The 20,465-nt window shown below is 62.3% G+C and carries 18 protein-coding genes and 1 pseudogene; 12 read left to right on the top strand and 7 right to left on the bottom strand.

Annotation, left to right across the window (positions count from 1 at the left end; all coding sequences use genetic code 11):
• On the bottom strand, window positions 1–993 hold the full coding sequence (gene cyoA, locus ACIGJC_RS29520; protein WP_483715196.1) for a ubiquinol oxidase subunit II: 993 nt from the start codon (window positions 991–993) through the stop codon (window positions 1–3).
• A gap of 169 nt (window positions 994–1,162) precedes the next feature.
• On the opposite strand from cyoA, the gene ACIGJC_RS29515 reads away from it, so the two are divergent.
• Window positions 1,163–2,545, top strand: coding sequence for an aminotransferase-like domain-containing protein (locus tag ACIGJC_RS29515; protein WP_483715194.1), 1,383 nt, complete (start codon window positions 1,163–1,165; stop codon window positions 2,543–2,545).
• A gap of 77 nt (window positions 2,546–2,622) precedes the next feature.
• Here the strand turns inward: ACIGJC_RS29515 and ACIGJC_RS29510 are convergent, their stop codons facing one another.
• Window positions 2,623–4,152 carry a sigma 54-interacting transcriptional regulator gene (locus tag ACIGJC_RS29510; RefSeq protein ID WP_483715086.1) on the bottom strand — a complete coding sequence of 510 codons (1,530 nt, stop codon included), beginning with the start codon at window positions 4,150–4,152 and terminating at the stop codon, window positions 2,623–2,625.
• Between the two features lie 247 nt (window positions 4,153–4,399).
• Between ACIGJC_RS29510 and ACIGJC_RS29505 the strand changes: the two genes are divergently transcribed.
• The 4 genes from ACIGJC_RS29505 to alr all read left to right on the top strand — a co-directional run bounded on the left by ACIGJC_RS29505 (window position 4,400) and on the right by alr (window position 8,803).
• Entirely contained in the window at window positions 4,400–5,653 is a 1,254-nt protein-coding gene (locus tag ACIGJC_RS29505; RefSeq protein ID WP_483715085.1) for a D-amino acid dehydrogenase, read from the top strand.
• A gap of 49 nt (window positions 5,654–5,702) precedes the next feature.
• Window positions 5,703–6,080: a Rid family detoxifying hydrolase gene (locus tag ACIGJC_RS29500; protein WP_483715084.1), complete on the top strand. Its 378-nt coding sequence runs from the start codon at window positions 5,703–5,705 to the stop codon at window positions 6,078–6,080.
• A gap of 98 nt (window positions 6,081–6,178) precedes the next feature.
• Window positions 6,179–7,603: an amino acid permease gene (locus ACIGJC_RS29495; protein ID WP_483715082.1), complete on the top strand. Its 1,425-nt coding sequence runs from the start codon at window positions 6,179–6,181 to the stop codon at window positions 7,601–7,603.
• 90 nt (window positions 7,604–7,693) lie between these two features.
• Window positions 7,694–8,803: an alanine racemase gene (gene alr / locus ACIGJC_RS29490; protein ID WP_483715081.1), complete on the top strand. Its 1,110-nt coding sequence runs from the start codon at window positions 7,694–7,696 to the stop codon at window positions 8,801–8,803.
• 283 nt (window positions 8,804–9,086) lie between these two features.
• On the opposite strand, the pseudogene ACIGJC_RS29485 reads toward alr, so the two are convergent.
• Window positions 9,087–9,311, bottom strand: a pseudogene (locus ACIGJC_RS29485) (IS3-like element ISAzo10 family transposase); the annotation flags it as partial.
• Window positions 9,312–9,502: 191 nt separating this feature from the next.
• On the opposite strand from ACIGJC_RS29485, the gene ACIGJC_RS29480 reads away from it, so the two are divergent.
• Together ACIGJC_RS29480 and ACIGJC_RS29475 are read left to right on the top strand one after the other, a co-directional pair.
• On the top strand, window positions 9,503–10,021 hold the full coding sequence (locus tag ACIGJC_RS29480; RefSeq protein ID WP_483715080.1) for an aminomethyltransferase family protein: 519 nt from the start codon (window positions 9,503–9,505) through the stop codon (window positions 10,019–10,021).
• 129 nt (window positions 10,022–10,150) lie between these two features.
• Window positions 10,151–10,333, top strand: coding sequence for a glycine cleavage T C-terminal barrel domain-containing protein (locus ACIGJC_RS29475; protein WP_483715079.1), 183 nt, complete (start codon window positions 10,151–10,153; stop codon window positions 10,331–10,333).
• A gap of 125 nt (window positions 10,334–10,458) precedes the next feature.
• On the opposite strand, the gene ACIGJC_RS29470 is transcribed toward ACIGJC_RS29475, so the two are convergent.
• The 3 genes from ACIGJC_RS29470 to ACIGJC_RS29460 form a co-directional block, all read right to left on the bottom strand.
• Entirely contained in the window at window positions 10,459–11,253 is a 795-nt protein-coding gene (locus tag ACIGJC_RS29470) for a type IV pili methyl-accepting chemotaxis transducer N-terminal domain-containing protein (protein WP_483715078.1), read from the bottom strand.
• Window positions 11,254–11,266: 13 nt separating this feature from the next.
• On the bottom strand, window positions 11,267–11,947 hold the full coding sequence (locus ACIGJC_RS29465; protein WP_483715077.1) for a methyl-accepting chemotaxis protein: 681 nt from the start codon (window positions 11,945–11,947) through the stop codon (window positions 11,267–11,269).
• Window positions 11,948–12,388: 441 nt separating this feature from the next.
• Window positions 12,389–12,661, bottom strand: coding sequence for an XRE family transcriptional regulator (locus ACIGJC_RS29460; RefSeq protein WP_483715076.1), 273 nt, complete (start codon window positions 12,659–12,661; stop codon window positions 12,389–12,391).
• Between the two features lie 488 nt (window positions 12,662–13,149).
• Between ACIGJC_RS29460 and ACIGJC_RS29455 the strand changes: the two genes are divergently transcribed.
• Entirely contained in the window at window positions 13,150–13,512 is a 363-nt protein-coding gene (locus ACIGJC_RS29455) for a type II toxin-antitoxin system PemK/MazF family toxin (protein WP_483715075.1), read from the top strand.
• 285 nt (window positions 13,513–13,797) lie between these two features.
• Here the strand turns inward: ACIGJC_RS29455 and ACIGJC_RS29450 are convergent, their stop codons facing one another.
• The gene (locus ACIGJC_RS29450) at window positions 13,798–14,466 is read right to left on the bottom strand and encodes a GntR family transcriptional regulator (RefSeq protein ID WP_483715074.1); all 669 of its coding nucleotides are present in this window, start codon (window positions 14,464–14,466) and stop codon (window positions 13,798–13,800) included.
• A 369-nt stretch (window positions 14,467–14,835) separates the two neighbouring features.
• On the opposite strand from ACIGJC_RS29450, the gene ACIGJC_RS29445 reads away from it, so the two are divergent.
• The 4 genes from ACIGJC_RS29445 to ACIGJC_RS29430 are packed head-to-tail and all read left to right on the top strand — an operon-like array spanning window position 14,836 to window position 20,382.
• Window positions 14,836–16,125 carry an MFS transporter gene (locus tag ACIGJC_RS29445; RefSeq protein ID WP_483715073.1) on the top strand — a complete coding sequence of 430 codons (1,290 nt, stop codon included), beginning with the start codon at window positions 14,836–14,838 and terminating at the stop codon, window positions 16,123–16,125.
• A gap of 34 nt (window positions 16,126–16,159) precedes the next feature.
• Window positions 16,160–16,972, top strand: coding sequence for a putative hydro-lyase (locus ACIGJC_RS29440; protein WP_483715072.1), 813 nt, complete (start codon window positions 16,160–16,162; stop codon window positions 16,970–16,972).
• A 27-nt stretch (window positions 16,973–16,999) separates the two neighbouring features.
• Window positions 17,000–18,649 (top strand): 5-oxoprolinase subunit PxpB, encoded by a 1,650-nt coding sequence (gene pxpB / locus ACIGJC_RS29435; RefSeq protein WP_483715071.1) that lies wholly within the window; start codon window positions 17,000–17,002, stop codon window positions 18,647–18,649.
• Window positions 18,650–18,657: 8 nt separating this feature from the next.
• Complete coding sequence (locus ACIGJC_RS29430; RefSeq protein ID WP_483715070.1) at window positions 18,658–20,382, top strand: acetyl/propionyl/methylcrotonyl-CoA carboxylase subunit alpha; 1,725 nt, start codon at window positions 18,658–18,660, stop codon at window positions 20,380–20,382.
• The last annotated feature ends 83 nt before the right edge of the window (window positions 20,383–20,465 follow it).

The raw sequence follows: 20,465 nt of genomic DNA, 5'->3' as shown, positions 1-20,465 counted from the left end.
TTATTGCTCCGTCCGCCCAGGCTGCGCTGTCGGCACGCGCTGGAAGGCCTGCAGAGATTCGAGTGTGTCCGTGCGGCAGATCTGGCCGCCTGCCTGCATGTATTTGTCCGCGACCTGCTCGAACAGCTTCGGCGCGACGGCGGCGTAGAGCGTGACGGGGTCTTTGCTGCTTGGCCGTTCCAGCGTGCGGTAGGTCTTCAGGTCGAGTGCCTGGGACGAAGCGCGGGCGGCCTGTATCCAGGCATCGAAATCCTCGCGCGAGACCGCCAGGGTCTTGAAATGCATGTCCGAGAAGCCGGGGCCGCTGTAGGCTGCCGACTGACCGAGATAGACGCCGGGCGCATCAGCGATCAGGTGCAGGCGCGTCTGCATTCCCGCCATGGCATAGACCATGCTGCCCAGTTGCGGAATGAAGAACGAGTTCATCATCGATTCCGCGGTCAGACGGAAGTTGACCGGAGTACCGACGGGAATCGCGAGCTGATTCAGCGAAGCGACGCCGTACTCAGGGTAAATGAAGAGCCATTTCCAGTTCAGGGCAATCACATCGACCTGAACCGGCTTGACCTGCGACTGCAGTGGCCGATAAGGGTCGAGCTTGTGCGTCGAGTGCCAGATCAGCACGGCCAGGCAGGCAACGATCACGCAGGGAATGCTCCAGACCACGATCTCGATCCTGGTCGAGTGCGCCCATTTGGGAGCATAGGCGGCACGCGTGTTGGTCTCGCGGTAGCGCCAGGCGAACCACAGCGTCAGGACGATCACCGGAATGACGACCATCAGCATGACGAACAGGGAGATCAGGATGAGCGATTTCTCCTGTTCGCCGATGCTGCCCTTTGGCGTAAGGAGCTCGAGGTTACAACCACTCAGCAGCGCACTGCCAAGCGCTGTCAGCAGAAGCGTGGTGATGCGGGGTGGGATATTTAAAGCCTTGCGGGGGAGCCGGCCGTGTTGATTCTTGTCTGCCGGCCCGGCGGTTGGTTTGCGCATTTCGGACACCTTGGTTAAGCATCACGGAGGTCTCCTCTGCTACCACCCAAATGCCGAAAGTGATTAATACGACAGGATCGGGCTATATTGTATGGATTCCCGTGATGATGTCTGGCATGCTAATGGAATACAAAACCCATACATCGATGAATTTTTCGCCGTGGAATCCATGCAGGCTGGCAGCGTTGATTTGAACTGGGACTTAAAGATCATTCGCGGGGGCGGTGCACGGTATTTGCAGATCGTGGACTTCATCGAACGGGCGATCGGTGAGGGGCGCCTTGTCGCCGGGGATCGCGTGCCGCCGCAACGCCATCTCGCCAGCGCGCTTGGAGTGGATCTCACAACTGTGACCCGGGCCTATACGGAGGCCAGGCGGCGGCAGTTGATCGAAGCCAAGGGTGCGCTCGGGACCTTCATTGCCGCTCCGCGTGCTGAGCTGGCCCGGGTGGTGGACATGAGCATGAATGTGCCGCCGCCGCCGGGACTGGATTACCAGGATCTGCTGCGGCGCGGCCTGTCGCAGGTCTTGCTACGCAGTGATCCGCATCTGCTGATGACCTACCAGTTGGGTGGAGGCAGCACAGCGGACAGGGCGGCCGGCGCTATCTGGCTGGCACAGACATTTGGGGGGCACATCGATACCGCGCGGCTCGTCGTCTGCCCGGGTGCGCAGACGGCGCTGGCTGCCCTGATCCTCGCCAGAACGCGGCCCGGCGATGCGATTGTTACGGAGCCCCTGGCCTACCCCGGAATACGCGCCGCAGCCGCCCGGCTGGGGCGACGCGTCGTCGTCGCGAGGTGCGATGACGACGGGATGCTGCCCGGCTCGCTCGAAGCTGCCGGCGCCGAGGGGGTGACCCTGGCTTACCTGAATCCGACGGCGCAAAACCCGACCACGCGTACCATGCCGGCCGCGCGCAGGGCTGAAATTGGCCGCGTCGCCAATCAATGCGACATCACCTTGCTCGAGGACGATCCCTACTGGTTGCTGACACCGGACGCACCGCCGCCATTGGCGCATTTCGCGCCGACACGCACTTACTACATATCCACGCTATCCAAGACGCTGAGCCCGGGATTGCGCACGGCCTATGTCCTGTTGCCAGAAGGCAGGGGGGGCGACGACCTGATTGCTGCAATGCGCGCCTTCACCTTGATGGCAGCGCCAATGACGGCGGCGCTGGCCACGCAATGGATCCATGATGGCTCCGCGGCGCAATTGCTCGATGGCATCCGCACCGAGGCTTTCGCACGATGCGAACTGGCCAACCGGTGGCTGAGCGGCATGGGGCAACTCCCTCCAAGTGCGATCCACGCATGGCATCGTCTGCCAGATTACTGGTCAACGCATCAGCTAACACAGGCGGCCCTGGCGGAGGACCTGAGGGTAACGCCTTCCGATGCATTCTGGGAAGGCGCTAATCCGCCGAATGCAATTCGCATTTCGCTGGGCGGCGCCCAGGACCGAGCGCAGTTATCGCAGGCATTGCGCAAACTGGCAGCATTGTTGGAGCGCAGGCCGACGCCAGGGCCGGAACTGGTCGTATAGGGCCGAATGCTGCCGAAGCACTATGCGTGCCGAGCCGGAGCATCACGCCTTGCCATTGATGCCCGGCGCAGGCCGAGCTAGCCGATGCCGTAGCGCCGCAAGCGAGTGGCGATGGCTGAATGAGAGGCACCCAGCCGCTTGGCTAGGCGGCGGCTGGAGGGGAAGTCCCGATATAGGCGCTCTAGCAACTTCTTTTCGTAATCGGCCAGAGCCGCTTCCAAGGTCGAGACCTCCCCAACAGGATTTTTTGCGTCCGGTCGGGCGGCGCGAGCAAGCTCCAGATCTTCGGCGTTGATAATGGTCCGGTCGGCCATGGTCACAGCCCGGAAGATCACGTTCTGCAGCTCTCGCACGTTTCCGACCCAGGGATTTGCCAGCAGGGCGGCGCACGCCGTCTGGGAGAGGCGTAAAGTTGGCCGGTTAGTTTGGGCTGCTGCGCGGGCAAGAAACAAATTAGCCAAAGGCAGGATGTCCCCTGGGCGTTCGCGCAGCGCTGGCACATGTAGCGTCAGGACATTCAGGCGAAACATCAGGTCCTGGCGAAAGTGGCCACCGGTCACCATGGCATCCAGCGCGCGGTGTGTGGCGCTGATGATGCGCACGTCGGCCTTCACTTCGCGGTCGCCACCCACACGGCGGAAGCTGCCGTCGTTGAGAAAGCGCAGAAGCTTGGCTTGCAAATAGGGTGACATTTCCCCGACTTCATCGAGGAATACCGTTCCATTGTTGGCGAGTTCCAGCAGCCCGGGCTTGCCCCCCTTCAAGGCGCCAGTGAAAGCTCCGGCGGCATAGCCAAACAGTTCGCTTTCAGCGAGATTCTCAGGTAAGGCGGCGCAGTTGAGGGCGAAAAAGGGCTGCATCTTGCGATTGCTCCCAGCGTGGCAGGCGTGGGCAAGGAGTTCCTTCCCGGTGCCAGTTTCGCCGGTGATTAGCAGCGGGGCATCCACTATGGCCATGCGCGTGGCTCGCTGCTTGAGCTGCTCGATTTCCGGGGAGCTGCCGACGATGTTTTCGAAACCCCGAGCCTCATAGTTGACAAGGGCGCTCATGCGCTCGCCGATCCGGCTCGCAGCATGGAGGGTTAGCACGGCACCGGCGACGCGACCGTCGGCCTCATACAGGGGCATGGTCTCCAGCAGGTATGGAACCCTACCGATCTCCACTTCCCGAGCCGGCAGGTGATAGCCGCCGCTGACCAGAGCGGCGAGAAGCTGAGAGTCCCCTATCAGATCCTGCATGGTCGTCTTGAGCAATTCGCTCTCGCTCATCCCGCTCGCATTGATCGCAGCCCCATTGGCCACGACCACGCGCCCCTCGGCATCGACTGCGAAGACGGGGTCGGCCTGGGAGGCGAGGAGCGCCTCCAGATAGAGCCGGCGTCGAGCCCCCGGAAGCATGGCCACTGCGCCGACCGACCGGACGTCTGATACCGCCAGCAGAGTGTCCCGAAGCCGCTTGAAACTCGCCTCATCAAGCGTCGGAGCCTCGATGAAGATGTGGGGTGGGTCCACCTCCACCGCCGTGACATTGAGAGAACGCTCGGCGAGCTTGGCAAGGATTTCCTGGGCGATGCCAACCCGGTCGGCAAACAGGACGTCAATACGCATGGTTAGGGTGTGTCAATTCACGTACAGCGTACTGTATTGGATACAACCCCCACAAAGCTACTGTTTTTAAAGGGTTTATTCCGTCAGCCTGGCGGCTCACGCTCATCGTTCGTATTGAAATCCATACACGCTCCAAGCAAAAACATCAAATATATGCCCTATACCATTGATTTTAAAGGAAATTCTAATATTGGCACGCGCATTGCTTGGTGGCTTGCAAATTTAAATCAATCCAGGGAGCAGTGCCATGCACGTCTTAATCATGGGCAGCGGTGTTATCGGAACCACGATGGCCTATTTCCTTGCCCGGGATGGCCATCACGTCACGGTGGTTGATCGCCAGGCCGGGCCGGCCCTTGAAACGAGCTACGCCAATGCGGGGGAGGTTTCACCTGGCTATTCCGCGCCCTGGGCCGCGCCAGGGGTGCCTGTAAAGGCGATCAAATGGCTGCTCATGCAGCACAGCCCTTTGGTCATCAAGCCCATGCTTGATCCGGCCATGTGGCAGTGGTGCTTCTCGATGCTACGCAACTGCACCGAGAGCCGCTATCGGCTCAACAAGGGCCGCATGGTTCGCCTGGCCGAGTACAGCCGCGACTGCCTGCGCCGCTTGCGCCAGGAAACCGGCATCGCCTACGACGAACGGGCGCAGGGAACGCTGCAGTTGTTCCGCACCCAGAAGCAGCTGGACGCGATCGGCAAGGACGTGGAGATTCTCAGAGGCTACGGGATTCCCTTCCAGGTTCTCGACCGGGAGGGCTACGTCGAATATGAGCCCGCACTGGCCTGCGTGAAGGAAAAGTTCGTTGGCGCGCTGCGGCTGCCCGGCGACGAGACTGGCGACTGCTTCAAGTTCACTCAGCGCCTCGCAGAAATGGCCGTCGGGTTGGGCGTCGACTTTCGTTTCAACACCACCATCGATGGTATCGAGTCCAATGGCAAGCGGGTTAGCGGGGTGCGCACCAGCCAAGGGGTGTTGAGCGCAGAGAAATACATCCTTGCCCTCGGCAGTTATTCCCGCGACTTGTTAAAACCCATCGGAATCGACATACCCGTCTATCCGGTCAAGGGTTACTCGATTACCGTACCGATCGCGGACGCCGCCATGGCGCCCGAATCCACGATCATGGACGAGACCCACAAGGTCGCCGTCACGCGTCTGGGCGATCGCATACGCGTGGGTGGCACCGCCCAGCTCTCAGGCTTCGACCTCAGTCTGGCCACTCCGCGTCGCCAGACGCTCGAGTTCGTCGTGACCGATCTCTTTCCTAACGGTGGGGACATCACGAAAGCGGAATTCTGGACGGGCCTGCGCCCAATGACCCCCGACGGCACGCCGATCATCGGCAAGACATCCTGTTCGAACCTCTATCTCAGTACCGGTCACGGCACCCTCGGCTGGACCATGGCGGCGGGCACTGGCCGGGTGATTGCTGACCTCGTCAGCGGCAGGACTCCCGAGATCGCCGTCAACGATCTGAGCGTGGCGCGCTACGCATGATCACCCCACATTCTTCGACCCTCCCATCACCATTAAGGAGTCAATAGGCATGCAAGTCATTTCAACCAGCGAAGCGCCGCGAGCGATCGGCCCCTATTCCCAGGCCGTCGCCAGCGACGGCTGGATCTTCACGTCCGGGCAGATTCCACTGACGGCGACAGGCGCTAGCGTGCGCGGCAGCATCAGGGAGCAAACCGAGCAGGTGTTCAACAACCTGGAGGCCATCCTGACGGAAGCTGGCAGTTCCCTGGAGGGCGTTGTTGCGGTGACCGTGTTCATGACCGACCTCGAAGAATTCGCGGACATGAACGAAATCTTCGCGCGGCGCTTCGGCCCGCATCGGCCAGCCCGAACCACAATCCAGGTCGCCGCTCTGCCCACCGGGGCGGGCATCGAAATCAACGCGATCGCCCGCAGCCAGGCGTGACGTCTTCCCCGCCCCGTCGCCATGTGCCGGGAGCGGTCATGAAGCATTCATTAGAGACAGGTGAACGCGTATGCGTAAGCCGTGAGGAGACAAGAGGCATGTCCACAATCGACAATATGCTTGCGGAGGAGGGCCGCCATGAGGCGCAGGACCTCCGTCGTGGATTGAAGAACCGTCATATCCAGATGATTGCCCTGGGCGGGGCCATCGGCGTCGGGCTGTTCCTGGGCGCAGGACGGGCAATCAGCATCGCCGGGCCGAGCCTGCTACTGAGCTATGCCATCGGCGGCATCATCATCTTCTTCATCATGCGCGCCCTCGGCGAACTGCTGACCTACCGGCCGGTGGCGGGCTCATTCGCCACGTATGCAGAGGAGTTCATCGGGCCGTTTGCTGGCTTCGCCACGGGGTGGTCCTACTGGTTCATGTGGGTCACCATCGGGATGGCCGAAATTACCGCGGTCGCCGTCTATGTTCATTACTGGTTTCCCGAGATTCCCCAGTGGATTCCGGCGCTCTCAACCCTTGTGGTCCTCTATTTCGTCAACCGCATCTCGGTAGCGGTCTTTGGGGAACTGGAGTTCTGGTTTGCGCTCATCAAGGTCGTGATGCTCGTTGCCATGATCGTGATCGGCGCGGCGATCCTGCTCTTCGGCGTCACGCCGTTGGGCGCGACCGCCAGCGTTTCGAACCTATGGTCCCACAAGGGCTTCTTGCCCTTCGGCGTGCTCGGTGTCGCGCTCACGCTGCAGATGGTGATGTTCGCGTTCCAGGGCGTGGAACTAATCGGCGTCACGGCGGGCGAGGCACAGAATCCGGAGCGAGTTCTGCCAAAGGCCACCAACAGCGTGGTGTGGCGCATCCTGATTTTCTACATCGGCGCCCTGGTGGTGATGATGTCCCTGGTTCCCTGGACCGAATTGAAGCCCGGCGTCAGCCCCTTCGTCTTCCTGTTCGAAAAGATGGGCATTCCAGGTGCCGCGAGCGCAATCAATTTCGTCGTCATTACCGCCGCTGCATCCTCGTGCAACAGTGGCATCTTCAGCACCGGACGCATGCTGTACACCCTGGCCCAGTTTGGTCAGGCGCCACAGGCCTTTGCCCGGACTAATGCCAATCACGTACCGTCCACTGCCGTCACCTTTTCTGCGATCCTGATGGGCGCTGGCGTGGTGCTGAACTACGTGGTCCCGGACGAGGCTTTCGTCTGGATCACCAGCATCTCCCTGGTGAGTGCCCTGTGGACCTGGTCGATCATCATGATCGCCCACCTCGGCTATCGCAAAGCCGTGGCCGCAGGCCGCGCCAAGGCAGTGAGTTTCAAGATGCCGTGCGCGCCATTGGCCAACTGGCTGGTGGTTGCGTTCATGGTGGTCGTATCGGGCTTGCTCGCTCTCGACCCGGAAACCCGCGTGGCCCTGTATGTCGCGCCGATCTGGTTCGCGCTACTGGGTATCGGTTATCGGCTTGCCGTAAGTAACAACCCCTCCGTCGGCGTGGCCACTACCAGCGCCACGCGCTGAGCCGCATGAGCGCGTGAGCGCCGGGGCGCGTCAGCGCGCGCCCCGATAGCCGTCCCGCGCTTCCTATCGAACTCGACGGAAAAGCATCCAATGTCCAATTTCGAAAAGACTTCCGCCAGTGCCGTGCTAACAATCGACCTCGGTGCCATTCGCGACAACTGGCGGACCCTGAAGGCCAAGGTCGGCGCGGTCGAATGCGCCGCGGTTGTCAAGGCAGACGCCTACGGCCTTGGCGCGGCCAGAGTCGGCCCAGCGCTTTACCGGTCCGGCTGCCGCCACTTCTTCGTTGCTCATCTGAACGAGGCCATCTCGCTGCGTCCGGCCCTGCCGGCCGATGCGGCTCTCTATGTCCTGCACGGCGCCCATCCGGACTCAGAGCGGGATTTCGTGACACATGGTCTGGTTCCGGTGCTGAACAGCCTCGCGCAAGTCCAGACCTGGGGGAAGCTCGCCCGTGAGCGGGGCGAGCACCTGCCAGCGGTCCTCCAGGTCGACACGGGCATGGCGCGCTTGGGCCTGAGCGGCGAGGAACTGGAATCGCTGGCTGAGGACCCTGGCATGCTGAGCGGGATCGATCTCAGACTAATCATGAGCCATCTGGTCAGCGCGGAGAACCAGGCCGAGCCGATCAATGACTTGCAATTGGCGCGTTTCCGCGCGGCGCTTGCCCGACTTCCCAAAACGCGGGCGAGCCTCGCCAATTCCTCAGGCATTTTCTTGGGGCGGGATTACCACTTCGATCTGGTGCGCCCTGGCGCCGCCCTCTACGGAGTTGCGCCCATCGCCGGGATGCCCAATCCCCTGCGCCCAGTCATCAAACTGGAAGGCAGGGTGATACAGACCCGGTGGATAGCGGCCGGAAATGCGGTTGGCTATTCCCATACCTGGACTGCGCCTCGCCGCTCACGGATCGCGACGGTTGCCGTGGGCTATGCCGACGGGTTCTTCCGGAGCCTCAGCAACAAGGCGGTGGCAAGCTTCAGGGGCTACCGCCTGCCACTGGTCGGAAACGTTTCCATGGACACGGTGACCGTCGACGTGACAGATGTTCCGGCCCACGAGATCGCAGAGGGGACGCTTATCACTCTAGCCGACGATGCTATGCACGTAGACAAGATTGCCTCGCGCGCCGGAACCATCGGCTACGAGGTCTTGACCAGCCTGGGGAATCGCTATTTGCGCGCGTACATCGATGATTGAGTGCTGGCCGCGTTGTCGGCATTGGTCAGCGGGGCCCTCGCGAAGCCTTCCGGCGCCGCCACGGTGATGGGATGTTTTGGAATGCGGCTGCTGGAATCGGCGAAAACGCGCGTTCGATATAGCACTAGATACAATTCACGTTCGCATTCCACGGGTTGCAGCTTGCATATCTCTGCCGAGGCCTCTCGATGAGAACGGCGATATGGAAGACTACAGGGAAACCGTTGCGCCCCATCGCGCGGCTTCTTCCCTCACGAACTAACCCCGAGCTGGCCTACCCGATGTCGGCGAAGCGCGGCTCGTTGGCAACGGCCAGAATGCGTTCGCGCTCCTCGAGGCTCAGAGCATGCGCGGGCGTGGGCCGCTCGGCCCCGGGCCGGCGGTCGCCGACCACCAGGCCATCGTGGGCCTTCCAGCGTTGCAGCGTGCGCACGGTGATGCCAGCCACCTCGCAGGCCGTGCGCAGGCGAGCACCGCTTGCGTGAGCGGTTTCGATATGGCGGACCATGTGACACGGATGCGCGGCAAAACCCTCAGTGCAGCCTGAAAGGAAGCGAGATGGAACATATTGATGGCCTTGCACTGCACAAGGCACTGGGCGCCTTCCCACAGGGGTCACCGTGATGACCACTCTAGATGCCACCGGACGGCCATGTGGGATCGCGCTCTATTCCTGCATGCTTAACGGGGAAGGGCGGGGTGATCGACGATCTTGTCGTCTATTACCTGGACGATGAGTATTACCGCGTTGTCTTGAGCGCGCACGCTGCAAGCCGCGATATTCATTGGATCCGCTCGCAGATCATTGAGAGCGGATGCTCCGTGACGTTGGTCCCACGCCGACAGGATCTTGTCGCTGGCGATGTCGAGGCTCTGGCACTGATCGCAGTTCAGGGTCTTAATGTCCGAGAGAAGGTCTTTCGAGCCATTCCGTCGACGCGAGTCGCTGACAAGGTAAAGCCGTTCAATTCGATTATCGTGCACGACACTGCCGTCGGCGAATTGATGCTCGCGCGCACAGGAAAAACCGGCGAGGACGGTTTCGAGATAACGACGTTGGCGAGGCATGCTGTCAAAGTATGGGACACGTTGAGTTCGGTCGGCATCTCGGCCGCTGGCCTCAACGCATGGGAGACCCTTCGGCTCGAAGCAGGCATGCAGGTGCATGGACAGGACATGGACCCGCTCACGTCTCCGTTTGACGTCGGCTTAGGCTGACCTGTTGACCAGGGGTTAGAGCGCGACTTTGTCGGAAAGGCAGCGCTGCGTGGTCGGTCCCATGCTTCCCAGTTGGTCGGGCTCGCTTTCGAAGGAAGCGGTGCGGTCGCCCGTACACAGAGCCCGGTGATGAGTCTGGAAGGGGAGGTGATTGGAACGTACAGTCCGACGCTTCAAATCGCCATCGCGCTTGCGCTGGTTACCCCAGACGTCAAGTTCGGCTCTTATGTGAGTGTTGAGATCTATAGCCAGAAGGTCACCGCGAAAGTAATTCGTCCCCCTTTCGTGCGTGACGGAAGCGACAGGGTCTAATAGCGGCAATGAAATGTGGTCGATTCTGACTAAGCTCCGCATCTGTTCCGGGGAAGCCACGTTCGCGATTGACTTTCACACCGCTTTCTTACCGTCGTGCACGAGTTGGCACGGATGGGATCACGTTATCTGGCCATTCCCTCGTACAAGCCGGTGACGTCATCCATAACCTGAAAAATCCGCTCACTGGTCGTGGCGATGTTTCTCAACTGCTCTGCGCGACTGCCTCCGATTTGTTTAAGCGCCTCTTCAAAGAAGAGCCACTGAGCGCCGGCAAGCTGCAGCTCACTCCGAATGGTCGGCGTGTTCTGCGGCGCTGCGGTGAGCAGCTCCTGCGCGGCCGCGAACTCCCTGGCGGCATTGTCCAGTTCCTGTGCCATCTGCGGGGAGGTGACACCCCAGGCGCGGAACATGCTGGCCTTGGCGAGCCTCTGCGAAAGCATGCGCTGCCGGCCGGAAATGTTGATCAGCTTGCTCGCTGCGGTGCCGGAATGCCTTTCGAGTTGTACGGTTCCTTGCTGCGCAAGGTTCAGTACGTCCTCGCTGGACATTGCGATCTTCTTAGCGTTCTCGGGATTCGGCGCGCTGCCGGTTAGCCACTGCTTATAGACGATCCACGTCTGCCCAAGCCTGTCATAGGTGTCCTTGATTTCCGGCGTGGGCGCAAACGCCTTCAGATCGGCGAGTTGCCTGTCGAAGAGCGCCACAGACTCGTCCAGAATCCTCTTTGATCGTTCCACCTCGACGCCAAGCCCGACCTGGCAATACGCCTTTGCCATACGCTGAGAAAGCATGCGCTGGCGGCCCGCCTTGTTGATCGCCGAGTGGATGGTCAGCGTTTCGGCGAACGCAGTCCCGGCCGACGCCAGCGCTAGGACGCAGCAGAGCATTCGGCAGAAGGAACAGAGGTAACGTTTCAAGGTCGTCTCCATGTCAATGCCTAGGTGAGGCCTTGGCTGCGTTGCTTGCGCCGACGAGGTGGCGGACCGGTTGATCCATCTCCTTGATGATGTCCGCCAGCACCTGCGTGATCACGGAGAACTCCCTGCCGTATTCTCCCGCCCGCGCCGCGGAGACGCGCGCATTCATTGCGACGATATTCGCCTGCATCGAAATACTGCTGAGGTGCTCCACGAGGTCAGCCTGGCGCTTGCGCACGGACATCTCACAACGATGCATTTCCTCTTGGTAGGCCTGGGTGACGGTCTGCAGCAGTTCCAGTATTGGCGTGGCTTGCGCAATGACCGCATCGAGGGATGATGCTTGCCCGAGGGTGTCCGCCGGCGGCGCGTCGATGACCATCCGGGCCTGGGCGGTGAATTCACGGATGCGTGCATCGGCACGCGAATTGCCGAAATACATTTGCTGCAAGGCTACGGAGAAGGCGCCCGGCAAACGCTCATTGCCCGTCACGAGATCCGAATGAGCGGATTCGAACGTCGACAGGCACTGGCCTGCGCTTTCGCGGGCAATTCGATCCCCGCGCGAGGCGAGAAGCATCTGGAGCACGATCCGCTGCGATAACATACGCTTCCGTCCGGAAAGGTTGATCAACGCACCGATGGTTTCGGCGGACACTTCGGCCTGAGGTGACTGAGTGGAAAAGGTATTCATCCATTGCCTTCGAGGTGGAGTCGAAACAGATGCGCATCCGCGTTGACCGCCAATCAAAAAGCGCCCCGAAGCAAGAAGCCCGCAAACCGCGAGCCGGGTTCGCTGTCACCTTGCTTCGGAGCGCCATTGCCCCAGCGGCCCCATTCGGAGCGCGTCATTGCGACTTGTCTGTTTGTCTAAAGGCCGCCATTGGCCTATGTGTACCCTGTCGCAATATGTGTGCCATACCTCACGCAAGTCGCGGCGGGCCGGTGAGCACGCCATGACAGGTCGGGATTGAGTCGCTGCACTCATCTCGTGCCCAATGCGTCACGACGAAGCGGCCGCCGGCAAATGGCTAGGTACACCCACCCCGATACCCAGAGGTTCTTAACGTGTCACCGTGAAGGGTCGGCGGAGGACGAGGATTGCGCGAACGAGCGGAAAGGAAGCGTCCGGGGCTTATCGGCTTTTTGACAGCAAAGGGAAGTTCAGGCGATCAAGCCAACTGTGCAACTCTGCTGCGCGGAAAGATTGGAATTTCCCGCAAAGCGCCAGGAGCAGATCCGATTGTGATGTCCCTACAATGGAGGCGGCATCCGAGAGCGTCAGCCCGGCGGCCCGAATGCGGTCGGTGATGTCTTTCACAATTCCCGCTTTGAGCGGGATTTCGTCTGCGTCCGCGAATCCAAGCTGGACATATACATTGCTCGTTCCATACTCGAAGCGGAACATCAGAACTTCCTTTTATCCTGGGCAATCAAGCGCCTACTGCGCCTACTGCGCCTACACGACGGAGGCAGAGGGCGCGATTATTGGGGCAAGGCACGGTCCGCACAATCTCGGGGAAACACCAAGACGGTGAGAGGCTGCTCAGTCATCACGGTGACATACTCATGGCGGTGATGGCTTGATCCGCACGTGTGACCCTGGTCGGGACGCCAAAAACAAAAAGCCCCACGCTTCGAAAAGCGTGGGGCTGGTATCCGCCAGAAGCCCGCATCCTGAGCAGGGCATTTCCTAGGGAATGCGATAAGGACTTCTTTCAGACGTCCATTGGAACGACTACCTGAGGAGGCGGAGCGAGCATCGATCTCCGCCCACGGCTCGCAGCGTTTAGACGGCGGAGCGGTCCGATGCGATGTAGTACCGGGCGCCGTCCATAAAGGTGTCGAACTTGCCGGCCTTGGCGCCATCGACAAACGTGTCGAATTTGCCGCTTTTTGCGCCATCAGCTGTGGGCGCCTGAGCGACGCGACATCATCTTGATCGACTGCAATCCGCAAGCCGGCCGCGAGATTAAGGACATGCACCCAATGCTAGTTCTTTCGCCGCGGCCGTTTAATGAACGGACGAGCATCGTAATTGGCTTGCCAATGACAACGGCAGCCTACAGTGAGGCCAACCCGTTTGCGATCAAGTTTCTGGGGCCGAAGGGAAAGGAGAGCTACGTTCTGGCCCATCAACCCAAGTCATTTGACTGGCGAGTCCGCAACGCAAAGGCCCACCCCTGGAAGCAGGCGCCCTTGGAGGTCTTTGCAGCCGCTTGCGAGCAACTGAATCAGATTATTGCTATCGCGGAGTGATTTCCGTGCTTGGTCGAGTTACTACGAATCGCGCGGAAACAGCCTGTCGTCCCATTGCACCGGCTCGGCGCGGAGACGAGGATCCGCTTGAACAGGCGCTTTACGCTCGCCAGCCTGGCAATGATGGATCTCTCATCCACCACTGCGACCGCGGGTCGCAATACGCCAACATTCGCTAGAGTGAGCGCCTGGCCGAGGCTGCCATCGAGCCGTCCGTTGGTAGCCGGGGCGACACTTTGAACACCAAGGAAGGTTTTTAACGCTCTCTCCCACACCTCTGCGTGATCAGCGTGAATTGAATACGGGGTGGCGTGCGCACGCGGCGAGTACGATCCGCTCGGACTGAGCCAGGTAGTTGTCGAGTGCCGCGGCGGCCTCGTCCAGCTTTCCTGCATCGAACAGTTCAAGGATGTGCCCGTTCATATCTACGTAAGGGGCATGGAGGAATTCGGGATCCTGCAGCATGCCGAAGGCCAGGCGCAATTCGGCAAGCACGCGCGAGAACATCTCGTTCAGCCGTTCGCTGTCGGCCAGTTCCACGATGGCCATATGGAAGTCCATGTTGGCTGTCCCGACTCCCACCCAGTCTCCGCGGCCGCGGCATTCCCCCGCTGCTTCCACGGCGTTGCGCAGATGCTTCCCGGCCGGGTGGCGCGGATAAGCCTGGCGCAGCGCCTGGCACTCGATAAGCCGGCGCACCCGGTAGATGTCGATGATGGCTGCAATGCTGGGGATGGCAACTGAGACGCCACGGTTGGGCTCGTGCTTGAGCAGCCCCTCCGTGGTGAGCAGGCGGAAGATCTCGCGCAGGGTGTTGCGGGAGATCTGCAGGCTTTCACTTAGTGCCGCCTCGGACAAGCGCTGTCCGGGGGAGAACTCGCCGTGCACGATCTTCTGGCGAATCAACTCAGCCACGCGCTCGGTCAGGTTCCTTGTGTCCGCACTGGATGTCATCTGCTGGGGTGGCTCGTGCTGGCTGTCTTGCCAGAGCCTGTGTTCGAAACATCAGGATGGTAGCGCACTTTGATGAAGCAAACGCCACGTCTTGATGAGTGAAATGCTCCGATAAGGGGGCAAGAAAACGACGTTGTCTCGCTAGGTGTATACCACCACTGCTTTTCCAATCATATTGTTCAACAATACATTAATGTTGGTTGAGCTAAAGTGATCTTTACACCAACATTGCACATGGCTTGCCAAATCGGATCACATGGCTGGGGAGCGGGCCCACCCGCAGGCCTGAGCCGGCCATCGTTGTGAAGGACCATGTGCGCGGCAACGACCTCCATCCATCCGCTGTCCTTCTTGAAAGGGAACGCAACCATGTGGCTCAAGGAAACCAACCGAGAGGAGCGCAGAACGCTCTTTGCCGCATTCGTCGGCTACGGTGTCGATGCATTCGACTACATGATCTATACGTTCATGATTCCGACCTTCATCGTGGTCTGGGGCATGACCAAGGCCGAGGCCGGCTACATTGCGACCGGGGCGCTGATCAGTTCCGCGGTTGGTGGCTGGCTGGCCGGCATCCTGGCCGACAAGTACGGCCGGGTGCGGATTCTGCAACTGACCGTACTCTGGTTCAGCTTGTTCACCTTTCTCAGCGGATTCACCCAGTCTGCCGACCAGCTGTTCGTCACGCGCATGCTGCAGGGCCTTGGGTTCGGCGGTGAATGGTCGGTCGGTTCGGTCCTGATTGCCGAGATGATCCGCGCGCGCCACCGGGGCAAGGCCGTCGGATTGGTGCAGAGCAGCTGGGCGGTGGGCTGGGGCATTTCCGCCATCGCATTCTGGGCGGTCTATGCACTGGTCGACCAGCAATACGCGTGGCGTGTGCTGTTCTGGCTGGGTGCGCTGCCGGCGTTGTTCATCCTCTATATTCGCCGCAACATTAGTGAGCCCGAGGTGTTCCGCGAAACCAAGGCTAAGCTTGCGCGCACGGGGGAAAGCAACAGCTTCTTGCTGATCTTCAAACCGGGCGTGCTCGGTATCACGGTGATGGCGAGCTTGCTGGCAACGGGTATGCAAGGTGCCTACTATTCCGTGACGACCTGGCTGCCGACTTACCTCAAGATGGAGCGTCACCTCTCCGTGCTCAACACCAGTGGCTACCTGATGGTGCTGATCGCGGGATCCTTCGCCGGCTACCTGACCAGTGCCTGGCTTTCGGACCGCCTTGGCCGCCGCCGTTGCTTCATGCTTTTCGCGGTGAGCGCCGCGGTGCTCGTGACTTGCTATACCCAACTGCCCATCACCGACACGGCCATGATGGTGCTGGGCTTCCCCCTTGGGTTCTTCCTGTCGGGCATCTTCTCCGGCATGGGGGCCTACCTGACCGAGCTGTTCCCCAGCCACATCCGCGGTTCCGGTCAAGGCTTCTGCTACAACTTCGGGCGTGCCGTGGGGGCGGTGTTCCCCGCAATGATCGGCCACATGAGCAGTTCGATGCCGTTGGGAACGGCCATTGGCTATCTGGCCGCCGGCGCCTATTCGCTGGTCGTGATTGCCTGTCTGCTGTTGCCGGAAACCCAGGGGCGCGAACTGGGCAGCGAGTCCCAGCCGGACAATCGTGCGGCCATGCCGGCCGGCGGCGTCCAGGTCGCGGAACACTGAGCCGGACATCGTCATAAGGAATAAGGAAACCATCATGACAAAGAACGCGCTCGATGAGATCCGCGCTGCAGCCGTCGCGGCGGCACAGGCTGCTCGCACCGCCTATCGCACCGGCAAGATCGAGCCCACGGCGGGCGTGGCGCCTGGCATGACGCAAGCCAACATGATCGCGCTGCCACGCGACTGGGCCTGGGATTTCCTTCTCTACGCCCAGCGCAATCCCAAGGCCTGTCCGGTGCTTGATGTCATCGAAGCGGGTGCGCATCACACCGTGCTGGCTGAAGGCGCTGACATCCGCACTGACATTCCGCTGTACCGGGTGTGGCGCGACGGTCGGCTGGCGGAGGAGGTCGTCGACGCGACGCCGCTGTGGCGCGAGCATCCCGATCTGGTGACGTTCCTGATCGGCTGCAGCTTCACCTTTGAGACGCCGCTGCAGGAAGCGGGCATCGAGGTCCGCCACATCGCCGATGGGTCCAACGTACCGATGTATCGCACCAATCGCCAATGCCGTCCCGCGGGGCGCCTGCACGGCCAGATGGTGGTGTCGATGCGGCCGGTCCCGGGTCACCTCGTCGCTGATGCGGTTTCCATCAGCGGTCGCTTTCCTTCGGTGCATGGCTCGCCCGTCCACGTGGGCGACCCTGCGGCTCTGGGCATTGCCGACCTTGCCAAGCCCGACTTCGGCGATGCGGTGCGTATTGAGCCGGGCGAGATCCCCGTGTTCTGGGCCTGCGGCGTGACGCCCCAGGCGGCCGTGATGGCGTCCGGCGTGCCGTTTGCCGTCACCCATGCACCGGGACACATGTTTATCACCGACGTGCCGGACAGCACGTACCACGTTTAGACCATCGGGTCACCTGCGGAGCTACTCTTGCGATTCCTGCCCGTCACCTCGAATGCCCTGCTGGTGGAGCTGGCCGACCTGGACCAGACGCTGGCCCTGCTGGCCTCGCTACAGCGCAACCCTCTCCACGGCGTGGAGGAGTCGGTGCCTGCCGCGCGCACCATCCTCGTCCGCTTCCGTGCATCGGCCACCAACGCGGCCGCGTTGGTGCAGGCGATCGCGGCGCGCGACCTGTCGCAGCGCGCCGAACGCGGCAGCACCTTGATCGAGATCCCCGTGCGCTATGACGGCGAGGACCTGGCCGAGGTCGCGGAACTGCTGGGCATCACGCCCGAGGAAGTGGTGCGCCGCCACACGGGCAGCGAATACACCGTGGCCTTCACCGGCTTCGCGCCGGGCTTTGCCTATCTGAGCGGCGGCCATCCCAGCTTGGACGTGCCGCGCCGCAGTACGCCACGCACGCGCATTCCGGCTGGCGCCGTGGGACTTGCCGGCACCTTCAGCGGCGTGTATCCCCAGGCCAGCCCTGGCGGTTGGCAGATCATCGGCGTGACGCCGGTGGCGATGTGGGACTTGGGCCGCGATCAACCCGCACTGCTGCAACCGGGCTACCGCGTGCGCTTTTTCGATATGGCCACGCTGGATGCCGTCACGGAAACGGGCGCTCAGACTGGTACACCGAAGAGCTCGGCGGCAGAGCTCGCTGGCAGCCGCACGCGCGACACACTGGGCCCGGGCCAGACGGCGCTTCAGGTCAGGGCCACGGGCTTGCTTACCCTTTTCCAGGACCTGGGCCGCCACGGCCAGGCACGCCACGGGGTCTCTGCCTCTGGTGCCATGGACCAGGCTGCGCTCAAGGCGGCCAATCGCCTGGTGGGCAACCCCAGCGACAGCGCGGCGCTCGAGACCGTCGGGGCTGGCTTGCAACTGCAAAGCCTCGGCGAAACCGTGATTGCCGTGACCGGCGCCGACGCGCCCCTCACCGTGCGCACGACAGGCGGACGCCAATGGCGTGCGCCAGTGCACGAGGCCGTAGCCTTGGCCGATGGCGACGTCCTCACGATCGGCCAGCCTGTGACAGGCGCTCGCTGTTACGTGGCTGCGCGAGGCGGCTTTGACGTGGTGCCCGTACTCGGAAGCTGCTCCACCGACACCCTGGCCAACGTGGGGCCCTCGCCGCTGACGGTCGGGGACGTGCTGGGCTTGCGTCCGGCCCCAGCCGGTGCGGTCGTAAGCGCACCCGCACTGCCTGCGACCGATTTGCCCACCGTGGAGCAGGAGGTCGTGCTGGACGTGATCATGGGCCCGCGCACCGACTGGTTCACGTCGGCTGCCGTGGCACGCCTGGCTGCGCAGCGCTGGCAGGTGACGCCCCAGTCCAATCGCGTTGGCCTGCGCCTGGCTGGTGAAGTAGCGCTCGAGCGCGCCATTGGCGGTGAACTGCCTAGCGAAGGCACGGCACTGGGGGCCCTGCAGGTGCCTGCCAACGGCCAGCCCGTGCTGTTCCTGGCCGACCACCCGCTCACTGGTGGCTACCCCGTGATCGCCACTGTGGCGCCTTATCACCTAGATCGCGCCGGCCAGATTCCGGTTGGTGCCTGGTTGCGCTTCAACCCGATCCGCGCTTTTGAAGAACTCTCTCCCGCCGCCGCCTCGGGCGAGGCTGGAACCATCTGAGGCTCCCGATGAAAAAAGTCCTTATTGCCAACCGTGGCGAGATTGCCGTCCGCATCATCCGCGCCTGCGCCGATTACGGGGTGCAGTCCGTTGCCATCTATGCCAATGCCGACATCGATGCCCTGCATGCCCGCATGGCTGACGAGGCCTACGGTCTGGACGGAGACCGCCCGGCCGATACTTACCTGAACATCCCCAAGCTGCTGGACATCGCCCGCAGGAGCGGTGCCGATGCGGTACATCCCGGCTATGGTTTCCTCTCTGAGAGCGAGGCCTTTGCCCGGGCCGTGATCGACGCCGGCCTGCGCTGGATCGGCCCGTCTCCGGCGACCATTGCCAAGTTGGGCGACAAGGTGGAAGCCCGCAAGATCGCGTTGGCGGTGGGCGCCCCACTGGTGGCCGGTACGTCAGATCCCGTCAGGGACGCCAGCGAGGTTCTGGCCTTCGCCGAGGCGCACGGCCTGCCCATTATCATCAAGGCCGCATTCGGCGGCGGCGGCCGGGGTATGAAGATCGCCTGGCGCATGGACGAGGTCGAGGAGCTGTACCAGTCGGCCGTGCGCGAAGCCGTCATGGCGTTTGGCCGGGGCGAGTGCTTCGTCGAACAGTTCCTCGACAAGCCCCGCCATATCGAGGCCCAGGTGCTGGCCGACACCCATGGCGCCGTGGTGGTGCTAGGTACGCGCGACTGCTCGCTGCAGCGCCGCAACCAGAAGCTGGTGGAAGAAGCGCCCGCGCCCTTCCTGACCGACGCGCAACGCCAGCGCATCCATACGGCCGCGCGCGATATCTGCGCTGCCGCCGGATACACCAGCGCGGGTACGGTGGAATTCCTGCTCAGCGCGGGCGGGGCGATCTCCTTCCTGGAAGTCAACACGCGGCTACAGGTCGAGCATCCCGTGACCGAGCAAACTACTGGCGTGGACCTCGTGGTCGAGCAATTGCGCGTGGCCGATGGCCTGCCGCTTTCCGTCACTGCCACGCCGGCCCCGCTGGGCCATTCCTTCGAGTTCCGAATCAACGCGGAAGACGTGGGCCGCGGCTTCCTGCCGACGCCGGGCCCGGTGCATTGCTTCGAGGCACCCTCGGGCCCGGGCGTGCGCGTGGACACGGGCGTCCAGTCGGGCTCCGTGGTGCCCGGTACGTTCGATTCGCTGATGGCTAAGCTCATCGTGACCGGAGCCACACGTAAACAGGCCCTGGCCCGTGCTCGCCGCGCGCTGCGCGAGTTCCGCATCGAGGGTGTGGCCTCGGTGCTGCCCTTCCACCGCGCTGTCGTCGACCATCCCGACTTCGCAGGCGCGGACGGCTTCAACGTGCACACCCGCTGGATCGAATCCGACTTTGCCGAGCCCTTGGCCGTCGCTGTGCGCGCGGAGCCGCAGCCTGACAGCAGTTTGCTTCGCACGGCCATCGAGATCGACGGTCGCCGCGTAGTGCTTGGCCTGCCGGCTCAACTGCTGGGCGGGCTCTCCAATGCTCAGGCGACTAGTCCTGTCACGGCGGAGATTGCGGCAACCGATGCCGGAGACGTGCCGGCCCCTGTCGCAGGGACGGTGCATGCCTGGAAAGTATCCGAGGGCGACGAAGTCGAGGAAGGGCAGTTGATCGCCGTGATGGAGGCCATGAAGATGGAGATGCAAGTCCACGCGCATCGCGCCGGTCGCATTGCGCTGCGCTCTGCCGCGGGCGCGTTCGTGGCGGCAGGGCGGCCTATCGCGACCATTGATTGAGAAGTCGCTGATCGGCCCGGGACGACAAAGCCGTCCTTGTTTCGGCGCGTATGTCCCATTTCGACGACGCACCGGTTCAACTG

It is taken from the genome of Cupriavidus sp. C3SS-1 (genome assembly GCF_057073755.1).
The sequence above is the reverse complement of the archived record's forward strand: the minus strand, read 5'-3'. Positions and strand labels throughout refer to the sequence as shown.